We start from the raw sequence: 12,352 nt of genomic DNA, 5'->3' as shown, positions 1-12,352 counted from the left end.
CTTTCGGGGTTTATTGCTATCTTAAATAAAGCCAATTAATAAAAACAATTAAATAATTGGATTGTAAAAATAAATGGTAAGTAAAACCTGAAAATCAATTCATATGGAGACAATATGAAAAAAACCTATAAGGATACGGATTTTGACGTCATTTTGGTGGGCTATGGTCCTGTCAGTAAAGTAGCCGCTTTATTGCTCGACAGGCTGGGCTGGAAAACCGGTGTTTTTGAGCGATGGGGTGAAGTGTACCCCTTACCCAGGGCGGTGTGTATTGATCACGAGGTCTATCGCCTGTTACATGCTGGTGGCCTGGGGCCACAGGTGGATCGGGTGGTGGAGCGGGCACCGATGTACCGTTGGTACAACGCTGAATGGAAAGAACTTTTACACCTTGACTGGCCCGCAGGTTCGGTGTCAGGAACCAGTGAAGTCAATTTCATTCACCAACCATCGTTTGAGCGGGAGCTCGATGCGGAGGTCAAGCGTCGCAATAATATTTCCGTCTTTTTTGAGCACGAGTGTGTCGGTATCAGCCAGCACAGCGATTACGCCAGTGTGACGGTTCAGGATCTGGTTTCCCTCCAGGAGAATACCTATACCGCGAAATATGTGATTGGTGCTGATGGTGCCAATAGTTTCGTGCGTGAATCGTTGCAGATCAAGCGACACGATTTGGGTTTTGAAGCAGACTGGCTGGTGGTGGATTACATGCTGAACGATGGCCTTACCGCCACCGATTTGGGCTTGATTGAATGCGGCCAGTATTGCAACCCGGAGCGGCCAACGACCATCGTTCCCGGGGGTAAGATAGCGGGTGGACGTGAAAACCGCCGTTGGGAATTCATGCGTCTGCCTCATGAAACCAAAGAAGAAATGGTTACCTTGGAAAAGGTACATAGCTTGCTGGGTGACTGGATCAAGCCGGAGCAGGGTGAGCTGGTGCGTCATGCACTGTATACATTCCGTTCCCTGGTTGCCGAACAATGGCGCAAAGGCCGCTTTTTGCTGGCTGGTGATGCCGCCCATTTAATGCCGCCATTCATGGGGCAGGGTATGTGTGCCGGCCTGCGTGATGTCTGGAACCTGACCTGGAAGCTTGATCGTGTCCTGAAAGGCCAGGCTGAAGCGTCTTTGCTGGATACCTATGAACAGGAGCGCAAGCCCCATGTCACGGATATCATCAAGCTTTCCATGTTCCTGGGCAATATTATTTGTATTCCCGAGCCCGAGAAAGCGGCCCAGCGTGATGCGCTGTTCCTGTCTGATAACCCACCTGAAATGCAGCCGTTTCCCCAATTGACCGATGGTTTGATTGCCCGGAAGGAAGCGGGTCAGTTAATGCCTTGCGCCGGTATGCTGTCGCCGCATGGAACTGTCCGGTATCGACGCCGTACCGCACGTTTGGACAGGTTTACCGATTGCGATAAATTCAAGCTGTTGCTGGCGCGTGATTTTGCTGAGCAGTGTCTGGATGAAAATACGCAGGAAAGGCTTGCTTTGCTGGATATTGAAACTGTGGTGGTGGCAGACAGGATAAATGCCCAGGATAATGAGTATGCCGATACTCAGGGACAGATTCTTCCGTTCATGGAAACCCATGGTGTGAATGCCTTGCTGGTTCGTCCCGACCATTATGTTTTTGCCGGTGTTGTTCATAAAGCGCAATTGGATGAGGCACTTGACTTGCTTGCCCGGCAGCTGGAACAGTTTGGTATTGAAGCAATGCTTGCCGCTTAAGGAGGAAATCATGTCTGATTTGTTTATTAAACATGTTGCGCTTGAGATTCCCGATACGGATAAAGAAGCAGCCATCAAGTTTTATGGTGATTTCGGTTTGCGGCTCGAAACCGACAAATCGCAAACCATAGAGGCTTATTGTGATGGTATTGATCACCCCAGTATTACTTTGAAGACCGGTTCCTCTAAAAAAGCCTTGCACCATGTGCAAATCGGGGCTTCTGGCAAGAGGCTGGATAAAATCAGGGAAAATCTGCGGCAACACGGGATTGCTTCGGTTGAGGCACCGCAAGGGTATGGCAATGAGGGAGTGTGGATTCGTGATCCGCATGGTCTTTTATTCCATATTGTCCAAGCCCAGGATACTTACAGGGAAAATCCGGTAGCGCCTTTTTTAATTAACGCCCCCGGCCATCAGAACCGGATCAACCAGGGGGCTTTGCCACCCAAATCTGTCTTGCCGGATGTGCGGCCGCGCCGTATGGGACATGTGTTAATGTTTACCCCTGATGTGGACCGTTCTTTCGAATTCCTGCACAAGGCAATTGGACTTGAGTTGTCCGACCGTTCCGGTAAGGGCGTGATGTTCACACACTTTCCCGGTGGCAGTGAGCATCATGTGATTGCTTTTGCAAAATCCAGCCATATCGGCTTTCATCATGCCAGTTTTTTGGTGGCCTCTCCCGATGAAGTGGGTTTGGGCGGGCAGCGCATGGCTGAAAAGGGGCACAAAAAAGGTTGGGGATTTGGCCGGCACTCGATTGGCTCCAACTTTTTTCATTACGTGGCAGACCCTTGGGGAAGCTATGTGGAATATTATGCGGACATGGACTATATCCATGACAGCGAACAGTGGGAGGCCAAAAACTGGCCGCCTGAAGATGCTTTGCATTCCTGGGGTCCCGAACCACCGGTGGATTTTGTTTATAACTATGAGTCAGAAAATATAATTTAACAGGACATATTATGAAACTTGCAAGATTTGAATTTAATAATGAAATATCATGTGGTGTGGTGACCGATAACGGCATTATTGATTTTAAAAAAATAGACTTTCCGCATCACGATTTGCAGTCGTTGATTGAGGCAGGCCCAGAGGCCCTGGCCATGCTGAAAGAACACTGTGAAGGGGTCGCAGCCCATTACCCATTGACTGATGTCACTTTGTTGGCACCGATTCCTCGCCCCGGAAAATTCCTGGCCATTGGCATGAACTATAAAAAACACGTGGAAGAAGCCAGTAAACTGGGTGTTGATGAGCGCAAGCACCAAACCTGGTTTAATAAACAGATTACCTGCGTGAATGACCCGTTTGGCAAGATTGAAAAAGGCGTCACTGAAAAACTGGATTATGAGGTTGAGCTGGGTGTGGTCATTGGCAAGCGTTCGAAAAAGCTGACTGCTGACAATGTGCGCGATGCCATTTTTGGCTATCTCATTGTTAATGACGTGTCTGCCCGTGATTGGCAATTCCATACGCTCACGTTTACCATGGGTAAATCGTTTGATACGCATGGCCCGATCGGCCCATGGATTGTGACAGCCGATGAAATAGAAAATCCTGAAAACCTGGATCTGCGCTGTTATGTGAACGGGGAGCTGCGCCAGTCCAATAATACGTCACAAATGATTCATGGTATTAATGATCAATTAATTTATTTGTCAACAGCGTTTACGCTGGAGCCTGGCGATATTATTGCAACCGGTACACCCGAAGGAGTGGGTGTGGCCATGGAACCACCTGTTTTCCTGCAACCGGGCGATGTTGTTAAATGCGAAATTGACCAGATAGGGGCCATTGAAAACGCCGTCGTTGCCTGATAGGTGTTTGGTATACGGAGGAACAGGCAGCCGTTTATGTTATGGCTTATTGCTTGTTCTTCCGGTATTGTGCCGGCGTCATCCCGTTGTTTTTCAGAAAGGCGCGGTAAAAATTCTGACTGTGTTCATAGCCCAGCAGGAAAGCGATTTCCTGTATGGTCAGGCTGCTTTCATTCAAATATCGCTGTGCCAGTTCATTTCTGACTTCATTTAAAATGGTACGATAGGAGGTGCCTTCCCGGGAAAGGCGCAAGTGCAGGGTTCTTTCAGCAATATGAAATTTTTGTGCGATCTGGGGGGTACTGGGCAGATGATTGAGGTTACTGGTTAACAGGATATGGCGTATCCGGTTTGAAAGGGTGCTTTGTGTGCCAAGGCCGTTTAATATATCCTCTATCTTGTTTTCACATAAAGAATAAATGTAATGATTACCTGCCTTTAAAGGCAGCTGCATCCAGCTGGCCGGGACGCACAACTGCATGACAGGCTGGTTGAAGCGGATTTTCCCTGGAAAGTATTCGTTGTAAAGCTGGGCATGGTCAGGCGCCGCGTAGTCGCAGTTAATGATGCAATTTTCCCAGTTGATTTCTTCAGGAAGCTGCGTGCTCATTAATGAAATACCACAGGTCACGACCTGCTCCATCAAAATGGTATGGATATTGCGTGGTAAAGGTTCTTTGGGTAAATAGCTAATTTCCAGCATGTCACCCACGATGTGGTGCTGTATGGTAAGCGGCTCGTAAATGGCATAGAAAATCCGGTTGGCCACAGTGGTAAATTGTTCGTAAGTGGTACTGGACATCAGGGCATAGCCATAAATGCCAAAATTCCGTATTGATTTAACGATCCCCAGTTTCAAGCCCAAACCCGGAACCGCCCAGGCTTCGTTGATTTTGTCAATTAATCTTAAATAGTCATCAAAAGACAGGCTGGTTAATTTTTTGGTGATGTCTTCAATGGGAAAAGACAGGGATTCAAATAGCTGCTCAATCTCTTGCGGAGTATGAGACTCTGACAGAATATCAATGGTGTCCGTGAAATAGCTGTGCAGGATTTTTTGTCGCTCTTTGGTGTATTCGTCGGAATGCTTGATGATTTTCATGCGGGGCAGTATGCCATGGTTGAAACCGGGTTTCCAATTGGTACTGCTCCCAATTGCATGAAAAATGCCAATGAAGGCGCGTTGAGTATCTGGATTTTATCGGGCCAAAAATCCAATAATCAGCGCGTTAATCAGGTCAATAAAGAACCCGCAGACCAGCGGCACCACAATAAAGGCGCGTGGGGCGTTACCGTATACGCGGGTAACGGCACTCATATTGGCAATGGCAGTGGCCGTGGAACCCAGCGCGATGCCGCCAAAGCCTGAACACATGACGGCGGCTTCATAATCACGTCCCATGACTTTGAAAACTACCAATAGAATGAATGCAATCACCAGTAAAATTTGTAGAACCATGGTGATGGTAATGAACGTGATCATGGGTTGCAAAACCCACAGTTGCAAGCCCATTAGCGCCATAGTCAGGAAAATACCAAGGCATAAATCAGAGATTAGTGCAATGCCAGGTTGCATGCTGTGCCAGCGCCAGATGCGGCCGCCTTTGGGAACGACCAGTGCCGTTACCGAACGGATAATAATGCCTGCCAGCAGACAACCCACAAAGGCGGGCAGGTTAAGGCCGGTAAAGGCGATCAGGCGAATAATCACACGGCCCATGATCAGGCAGATATTTAGCCAGAAAATGGCCATTAGTACGCCGTAGTAGTTAAGCCGCTTGTAGGGCTCATCCTGGTAGCGCATCCCAATATCAAGTTCGGGGTCAGCCGACGTTTGTATGCGATGTCGCTTGATCAGGAGGCTGGCAATCGGACCGCCAATCATACATGCTGCAATCATGCCCACCATATTGGACGCAATACCAATCTCAACGGCATTATCCAGCCCCAGGGTGTCAACAAAATGCGAGGCCCAGGCCATAGTGGTACCCACCCCGCCGGTTAATGAGATGGAACCGGCCATTAAACCAATTCTGGGGTCCATGTCAAAGTACTGCGCAATACTCATGCCAAGCAGGTTTTGCAGCACCATGAAAATTGAGGCAACAATCACCAGGATAATTAATGCACGGCCCCCTTGTTTTAGCGTTTGAATATTAGTATTAAGACCAATGGCCGCAAAGAAATACAGGAGCAGCATGTCGCGTACGCCAAGGGTAAAGGAAATCCGCAGATCCAGTAGATAATAAGCCATGCAAACCATAACGGTGCAGACCAGCCCGCCAATGACGGGTTCTGGAATACTGTATTTCTGTAGCCAGGTAATACGATTGCTTAAGCCTTTGCCAATAAACAAAAGCAGAATAGCCAGCGTGAAACTGGCGATGGCATTAATTTCTAAGGAGTGTTGCAACGAATTTGCCTTTAACAGATAAGAATTGCAGGTAGTTGTTTGATACCCAGATAAATTTGTTACGAATTATAGCCCTCAGAATTTGTTTTAGGTTATTTTGCCAGCTCAATGGCTTGCAAAGCGTGGCTATTTGGGCCGGTAAACCTCTATTTTTTGCACCGCAATAACTAAAATTTCATCAGGCTGGCAGCCATACGCCTTGACCGCTTTTTTTATGGCATCACCCCCGCTTTTGGCAAGGATCTGAACCGTTTTTCCATTGCTGAGTTTTAATGTATATTTATGCATTTTTTTCAAGGTAAGGTTGGCAGGCTGTTGTGTTTTAGGCAGACTGGAATTGCTTTTTATCGGGAAGCGTTAATGAGATGATGGCGGCAAGCAGCAAGAAGACACCGGCTGAGCCGAAAGAAATCCAGTGGGTATGGAACGTTTCATAAGCCCAGCCGCCCAGCCATGAGCTGATCATGCCGCCTACTTGGTGCCCCACATAGGCCAGGCCATATAAAACGCCCACCAGTTTAACCCCATAAATATCAGCCAGAATGGCGGAAGAAAGCGCAATGCTGCCAGCCCAGACCACACCACCCACGGTGGCGACGCCAAAAAGTTGCCAGTTAACGGCAACCATGACAAGCCCGAAAAAGCCCAGCCCGCGCACAAAATAAATAACGGCCAGCATATAGCGTCGGGGCAGGGTATCGGAAATACGGCCCAGTACCAAAGTGCTGAAAATGGCAATCAGGCCAATCAGGCCGATTCCCAGTGCGCTGCTGGCCGAGTCAAAACCGTGATCCATCAGCATGGGAACACCGTGGGCACCTAACAGGTTCATGCTATAGCCACAGGCAAACAGTCCCAGTACTACTTTCCAGAATGGTCCGGTGCGCAAGGCCTGTTTCAGGCTGATGGGGGCTGTTTGAGTGGCTGGTTTGGCAGCGGTTGTCTTTTTAGCTGAAGCGCTATTTAACAGGTCGGCATGTTCTGGCGGGTGTTCGCGAATGATGAACAGGGCAGAGAAAATAGTAATAAGGGCAAACACGGCGGCAAAACCAAGGATAGTTTCTTTCCAGCCAAAAGTTTCATTAGTATACGTAAACAGGGGGGTCATGATGGCGATACCGGCCATGGAACCCGTGGATAAAAAGAACAGCGCCATGCCTCTTTGCCTGATAAACCAGCGGCTGATGACGGGTGTTAGCGCTACCTGACTGGTAAAGGCCAATCCAATTGAAAGGAAAATACCATAGGCAAAGAAAAAATTGGTCAAACTGCTTGCCATGGTTGTCCAGATGGAAGACGCAACGACAATGGCCGTACCTAGCAAAAGTACAAAACGGGTGCCTTTGGTGCCCACCAGGTAGCCGGCAACGGGCATGCCAAGGCCGTAAAAAAGCATGCCGATGGCAATAACGCCCGAGAGTTCACTGCGGGTAAAGTGCAAGTCATTGATAATGGGTAAAAAAAACGGGCCAATGCCCAATCGCATGCCCACAGTCAGCAAGGTCAGAATAGTCGCGGCGCCTACAATATTCCAGCCGTAATACCATTGTTGGTTTAATTGTTTGTCCATTGATATTTTTGTTATGAATAATAAAATTGTTTGAGAGTAACAGGTTTAATGATAATTAATAATTAACCGGTTTGGATAGTTGTTTTTTTGTTATTTTGCCGCAACACTCAAGTTGGCCGGGCAAGTCCTGGTGTGGCAAGTGAAAGTTTCTTTTAATGTATGGTTTGGGCTAGGGGAGACAGTTTTATGAAGGACGGCAAAGCAGCCAGAAAATTTGCGACAACTGCTTTGGTTGATTGTATCCAAGCTGCAATCAACCCGGGGCCGTCCACCTTTTCAGGTGCTGCGATTATATGCCAGTTGCTTAATACTTAAAATATGAATATGTAAGTAATGGTTGTGATTTTCGGCTAATGGGTAAAAACACCACAAGTCAAGCTTAAGGATTTCATTTATCATGAATTATGCCTTGATTTTACAGGAAAAACCATCATGCCAGAAATCGTAATTGAAACACGCCGCCATGATCTTGGTGGTGGATTTGAGGTGGGCAGGGTGTTGCCTTTTCGCAAGTGCCGATCGGTAGGTCCTTTTGTTTTCTTTGATCGAATGGGGCCTCATGATATGGTGGCGCCCATTCCACTTGAGCGTGATGTTAGGCCTCACCCCCATATTGGTCTATCTACCGTGACTTATCTGTTCGAAGGTGAAATGACGCATCGGGATAGTCTTGGTTATAAGCAACTTATCTTGCCTGGTGAATTAAACTGGATGACAGCGGGTGCAGGTATTAGCCATTCAGAGCGTTTTGACGGCATGCGTGCTACCGGAGGGCGTCTTGATGGTATCCAGGCCTGGGTTGCCTTGCCCGAAGAGTATGAAGAAACCAAACCTTCCTTTGTTCATTACAATGCGTTTGAGTTGCCGGTCATGAGGGAGGAAGGCCTGTGGGCCCGACTTATTGCCGGTAGCGCTTTTGGGCTGGAAAGCCCGGTAACGGTTCACTCTCCGTTATTTTACCTGCATATGGAAGTAAGCATGGGCATGCGGGTACCGTTGCCTCGGGCTTATCCTGAAAGAGCGCTCTATATTAATAGTGGCAAACTGCAGATACAGGGGCAAATTTATGTGGCTGGGCAAATGCTGGTTTTTGCCAGGGACAGCTTGCCTGATGTGATGGCGCAGGAAAACACCCGTCTAATGCTTCTTGGGGGCGAGCCGTTGGGGCCACGGCATATGTGGTGGAATTTTATATCTTCCCGGAAAGAACGGATAGAACAGGCAAAGGCGGATTGGAAGGCCGGGAAATTTTCACTTCCGCCCGATGACAATACTGAGTTCATCCCTCTGCCTGAAACAATGGCATGATAATGTTGAGCAGGATTTAACATTAAGGATAAAAAAATGAAAACCTTATTATTGGTTCGTCATGCAAAGTCAAGCTGGAGCGATCCTACCCTGCCGGATCGTATCCGTCCATTGGCGGGCAGGGGAAAGCATGATGTAGAGAAAATGGGGAAACGTTTGGCCAGTCGTGGGGTCAAACCTGACCTGGTGTTAACCAGTCCGGCGGTGCGTACTGCGGAAACGGCAAAAGCCCTGGGCAAATCGTTGGGCTACAAGCACAGGAATATTACCGTGAATGACCGTTTGTATGCCTGTCAGCCTGGCGATATTCTTGAGGTCGTGAAAGATTTTGATGATGGTTTGTCTTATGTCATGCTGGTAGGTCACAACCCTGAGATAACGGATTTTGTCCATTTATTTACAGATAGAGTTGCCTATATGCCTACCTGTGCCACGCTTGAATTACAGTTTGATGTAGAAGCCTGGGCGGATATTGCCCGTGAGAATTTGCATCAGGCCTTGTACGATTCTCCCAAGAATGAGCACCCGGTGGCCTAACGGATTAGGCCGCGTTACCCATGTATTATTTGGGCGGTTTTGTAATATACTGTCTGTGTCAGTACGTTTCTTTGTGGTTCATGCAGTTTTTAACAGAAGGAATCATCATGGCAAAGATTTTAGTACTTTATTATTCTTCTTACGGTCATATAGAAACCATGGCGCAAGCGGTTGCCGAAGGTGCGCGGGCGGTAGCCGGTACCGAGGTCGTGGTTAAACGGGTACCTGAGCTGGTTCCTGAAGAGGTTGCCCGCAATGCCCATTTCAAGCTGGACCAACAGGCCCCCATTGCCACCACGGCAGAATTGGTTGAGTACGATGCCATTATTTTTGGCACGCCAACCCGTTTTGGCAATATGGCAGCCCAAATGAAAAATTTTCTGGATCAAACCGGCAGTTTATGGGCGTCCGGGGCTTTAATTGGTAAAGTGGGCAGCGTCTTTACCTCTACCGCCACCCAGCATGGTGGCCAGGAAAGCACGATTTTGTCGACCCAGATTGTTCTATTGCACCACGGTTTTATTGTGGTTGGCTTGCCTTATTCATTCCAGGGACAAATGATACTTGACGAGGTTACCGGTGGCAGTCCTTATGGGGCCACCACTATTGCAGGGGGTGATGGTGCCAGAAAACCCAGTCAAAATGAACTGGATGGTGCACATTACCAGGGTAAGCATGTGGCTGAAATCACAACTGCGTTGCTCAAGGGTAAGGCGGTTTAAAGTCGGGGAAATTTGTCCACATGGCTGAATCTGTCCACAAATTTTGTTGAGATCATTGTGGATAACTATTTCATAAGATTGAAATATTTTTATAAGCCATTGATAAATAAATATTTATTTTGGTTTTAATAAGTTTTGATCGTTTAATAAGCGTTTTGTCTTTTTATAACGAAATTGCCGGTTTATGGTGGCCTGCTAATGCAATTGGTTTTAAAGAAAAAAGCGCCGGTTTTCATTCCAGCGCTTTGAATGACTTGGAAACCGCCTGTTTATTTCAGAAAGCCGGCACCACCATCGGCTTCAATCACCAAGCCAGTTAGGTAGGATGCTCTTGCCGAAGCCAGAAAAGTGACGATGTCAGCGATTTCTTCCGCTTCGGCAGGGCGGCCAAAAGGCAGGTGCTCAAGCAGTTCCTGCCAGCGTTCGGAGTCATTGAATTTGGCTTGTGCCCGCGATTTGTAAAGGGTTAGCAGGCGATCGGTTTTGGTCGGTCCCGGGTTAAGACCCAGCACGCGTACGCCGGCTGTACTGCTGTAGCCGCCTACAGCCTTGGTGAAGGCTATAAGTGCTGCGTTGCCGGTAGAACCCGCCAGATATTCATAGCGAGGATTGCTGCCAGCGGCTCCAATCACATTAATGATGACCCCTGATTTTCTTGCCATCATGAAATCCAAGGCCAGTCGGGTCAATTCTATATAACCATGTACTTTCAGATCCCATGCTTTGCTCCAGCGTGCAAAGTCAACTTCCTTGAAGCCACCACCGGGAATGGCACCGGCATTGTTAACCAGGATGTCGGTGTTTTTCAGAACCGGAGCCAGTTGTTCGCGGTTTTCCTGCAGGGATAAATCCAGGGCCGTGGTTTGTGCTGTTGTACCTGTTTGTGTTTTTAATTCATCGGCTGCTTTTGCCAGGGTTTGGGCATTGCCTGAAACCAGATGAATATGGGCACCCTCTTTGGCCAGGGCAATGGCGCTGGCCAATCCGATGCCTTTTGAACCACCCGTGACAAGTACCTGTTTGTTTGAAAGTTCCAGATCCAATTTTTCCTCCTTGATGTTGTGCCTGTCTTGTTTGTACATTATTTTTTATGTGTTTTATATAAATTTTAGTAATATAAAATTAATAAATTAGTTGTTCTTTTTTTTAAAGAATCAGCCTATACTTTTTTGAAATTTAATCTTCAAACTGAAATTTTTCAGCAATTTTTTTGGGTATCTGTATGGCTAAATGGTTTTCTGATAACGCGCAGGCAATAGGGCGCACACCTTTGGTTAAGTTGAATCGTGTTACCGATGGTGCTGGCGCAACGGTTTTGGTGAAAATAGAAGGGCGTAATCCCGCCTATTCGGTCAAATGCCGGATTGGTGCCGCCATGGTTGCTGATGCAGAGCAGAAAGGGGTTTTGACGGCCGGAAAAGAAATTGTTGAGCCGACCAGTGGCAACACAGGGATCGCGCTGGCATTTGTCGCCGCCGCTAAAGGCATTCCCATTACCCTGACCATGCCCGACACCATGAGTCTTGAGCGTCGTAAACTGCTGGCGGCATTTGGTGCCAAGCTGGTCCTGACAGAAGGGGCCAAAGGCATGAGTGGTGCGATTGCCAAAGCCGAGGAAATTGTTGCTTCAGATCCGGCTAAATATGTCTTGCTTCACCAATTTAAAAATCCTGCCAACCCTGCCATTCATGAAACCACTACGGGTCCTGAAATCTGGAATGATACGGATGGTGCGATTGATATCCTGGTTTCCGGTGTTGGTACCGGTGGTACCATAACCGGTACCACCCGTTATATTAAAAATACCCAAGGCAAAAAAATCCAGGCAGTTGCGGTTGAGCCTACTGGCAGTCCAGTGATTACACAGGCCCGTAGCGGTCAGGAAATCAAGCCTGGCCCTCATAAAATTCAGGGCATTGGTGCAGGTTTCATCCCGGAAGTGCTTGATCTTTCCTTAATTGACAGTGTAGAGCAGGTCAGCAATGAGGACGCGGTGGAATACGCCTTGCGTCTTGCCCGTGAGGAAGGGATTATTTCAGGCATTTCAAGCGGGGCTGCCGTTGCCGCCGCGATTCGTCTGGCCAAACTGCCTGAGAATGCCGGTAAAGTCATTGTGGCTATCCTGCCTGATTCAGGCGAGCGTTATTTAAGCTCGATTTTATTCGAGGGTCTGTTTGACGAGAAAGGTCTGGCAGTTTCCACTTAAAAAGATGGCAATAGTGTGGTCTTATCGCCAAAACAGGC

At 47.9% G+C, this 12,352-nt stretch carries 12 protein-coding genes; 7 read left to right on the top strand and 5 right to left on the bottom strand.

Translation table 11 applies throughout. The features are described from left to right. The first annotated feature begins 114 nt into the window (after positions 1-114). From HCX92_RS10065 to HCX92_RS10055, 3 genes are read left to right on the top strand one after another with little or no spacing between them, the layout of a single operon-like run. Positions 115-1,737: a bifunctional 3-(3-hydroxy-phenyl)propionate/3-hydroxycinnamic acid hydroxylase gene (locus HCX92_RS10065; protein ID WP_169294836.1), complete on the top strand. Its 1,623-nt coding sequence runs from the start codon at positions 115-117 to the stop codon at positions 1,735-1,737. A 10-nt stretch (positions 1,738-1,747) separates the two neighbouring features. Beyond that, on the top strand, positions 1,748-2,692 hold the full coding sequence (locus HCX92_RS10060; RefSeq protein ID WP_169294835.1) for a VOC family protein: 945 nt from the start codon (positions 1,748-1,750) through the stop codon (positions 2,690-2,692). An 11-nt stretch (positions 2,693-2,703) separates the two neighbouring features. Next, on the top strand, positions 2,704-3,558 hold the full coding sequence (locus HCX92_RS10055; RefSeq protein ID WP_169294834.1) for a fumarylacetoacetate hydrolase family protein: 855 nt from the start codon (positions 2,704-2,706) through the stop codon (positions 3,556-3,558). Between the two features lie 46 nt (positions 3,559-3,604). Here HCX92_RS10055 and HCX92_RS10050 read toward each other — a convergent pair whose 3' ends face one another. The 4 genes from HCX92_RS10050 to HCX92_RS10035 all read right to left on the bottom strand — a co-directional run bounded on the left by HCX92_RS10050 (position 3,605) and on the right by HCX92_RS10035 (position 7,541). Continuing rightward, positions 3,605-4,660, bottom strand: a complete 1,056-nt coding sequence (locus HCX92_RS10050) for an AraC family transcriptional regulator (RefSeq protein ID WP_169294833.1) — start codon at positions 4,658-4,660, stop codon at positions 3,605-3,607. 96 nt (positions 4,661-4,756) lie between these two features. Next, positions 4,757-5,971: a sodium/glutamate symporter gene (gene gltS / locus HCX92_RS10045; protein WP_169294832.1), complete on the bottom strand. Its 1,215-nt coding sequence runs from the start codon at positions 5,969-5,971 to the stop codon at positions 4,757-4,759. Between the two features lie 126 nt (positions 5,972-6,097). Next, positions 6,098-6,259 (bottom strand): hypothetical protein, encoded by a 162-nt coding sequence (locus tag HCX92_RS10040; protein ID WP_169294831.1) that lies wholly within the window; start codon positions 6,257-6,259, stop codon positions 6,098-6,100. Positions 6,260-6,293: 34 nt separating this feature from the next. After that, the gene (locus HCX92_RS10035; protein ID WP_169294830.1) at positions 6,294-7,541 is read right to left on the bottom strand and encodes an MFS transporter; all 1,248 of its coding nucleotides are present in this window, start codon (positions 7,539-7,541) and stop codon (positions 6,294-6,296) included. Between the two features lie 432 nt (positions 7,542-7,973). Here HCX92_RS10035 and HCX92_RS10030 point away from each other — a divergent pair, with 432 nt between their 5' ends. The 3 genes from HCX92_RS10030 to wrbA all read left to right on the top strand — a co-directional run bounded on the left by HCX92_RS10030 (position 7,974) and on the right by wrbA (position 10,108). After that, positions 7,974-8,849, top strand: coding sequence for a pirin family protein (locus HCX92_RS10030; protein ID WP_169294829.1), 876 nt, complete (start codon positions 7,974-7,976; stop codon positions 8,847-8,849). Positions 8,850-8,885: 36 nt separating this feature from the next. Beyond that, the gene (locus tag HCX92_RS10025; protein WP_169294828.1) at positions 8,886-9,386 is read left to right on the top strand and encodes a histidine phosphatase family protein; all 501 of its coding nucleotides are present in this window, start codon (positions 8,886-8,888) and stop codon (positions 9,384-9,386) included. 107 nt (positions 9,387-9,493) lie between these two features. After that, the gene (gene wrbA / locus HCX92_RS10020; protein WP_169294827.1) at positions 9,494-10,108 is read left to right on the top strand and encodes an NAD(P)H:quinone oxidoreductase; all 615 of its coding nucleotides are present in this window, start codon (positions 9,494-9,496) and stop codon (positions 10,106-10,108) included. A 269-nt stretch (positions 10,109-10,377) separates the two neighbouring features. Here the strand turns inward: wrbA and HCX92_RS10015 are convergent, their stop codons facing one another. Further along, on the bottom strand, positions 10,378-11,151 hold the full coding sequence (locus tag HCX92_RS10015) for a short-chain dehydrogenase/reductase (protein ID WP_169294826.1): 774 nt from the start codon (positions 11,149-11,151) through the stop codon (positions 10,378-10,380). A 179-nt stretch (positions 11,152-11,330) separates the two neighbouring features. On the opposite strand from HCX92_RS10015, the gene cysK reads away from it, so the two are divergent. After that, positions 11,331-12,314, top strand: a complete 984-nt coding sequence (gene cysK, locus HCX92_RS10010; RefSeq protein ID WP_169294825.1) for a cysteine synthase A — start codon at positions 11,331-11,333, stop codon at positions 12,312-12,314. Positions 12,315-12,352 lie beyond the last annotated feature (38 nt).

The sequence above is a fragment of the Advenella sp. EE-W14 genome (genome assembly GCF_012923605.1).
Taxonomy (GTDB): Bacteria; Pseudomonadota; Gammaproteobacteria; order Burkholderiales; family Burkholderiaceae_B; genus Advenella; species Advenella alkanexedens.
The sequence above is the reverse complement of the archived record's forward strand: the minus strand, read 5'-3'. Positions and strand labels throughout refer to the sequence as shown.

What these genes read in the sequence shown, in the direction of transcription:
- HCX92_RS10025 (WP_169294828.1), top strand. Translation starts at nt 8,886, where the DNA reads ATGAAAACCTTATTATTGGTTCGTCATGCAAAGTCAAGCTGGAGCGAT.
- HCX92_RS10065 (WP_169294836.1), top strand. Translation starts at nt 115, where the DNA reads ATGAAAAAAACCTATAAGGATACGGATTTTGACGTCATTTTGGTGGGC.
- cysK (WP_169294825.1), top strand. Translation starts at nt 11,331, where the DNA reads ATGGCTAAATGGTTTTCTGATAACGCGCAGGCAATAGGGCGCACACCT.
- HCX92_RS10055 (WP_169294834.1), top strand. Translation starts at nt 2,704, where the DNA reads ATGAAACTTGCAAGATTTGAATTTAATAATGAAATATCATGTGGTGTG.
- HCX92_RS10050 (WP_169294833.1), bottom strand. Translation starts at nt 4,660, where the DNA reads ATGAAAATCATCAAGCATTCCGACGAATACACCAAAGAGCGACAAAAA.
- HCX92_RS10060 (WP_169294835.1), top strand. Translation starts at nt 1,748, where the DNA reads ATGTCTGATTTGTTTATTAAACATGTTGCGCTTGAGATTCCCGATACG.
- HCX92_RS10035 (WP_169294830.1), bottom strand. Translation starts at nt 7,541, where the DNA reads ATGGACAAACAATTAAACCAACAATGGTATTACGGCTGGAATATTGTA.
- HCX92_RS10040 (WP_169294831.1), bottom strand. Translation starts at nt 6,259, where the DNA reads ATGCATAAATATACATTAAAACTCAGCAATGGAAAAACGGTTCAGATC.
- wrbA (WP_169294827.1), top strand. Translation starts at nt 9,494, where the DNA reads ATGGCAAAGATTTTAGTACTTTATTATTCTTCTTACGGTCATATAGAA.
- HCX92_RS10030 (WP_169294829.1), top strand. Translation starts at nt 7,974, where the DNA reads ATGCCAGAAATCGTAATTGAAACACGCCGCCATGATCTTGGTGGTGGA.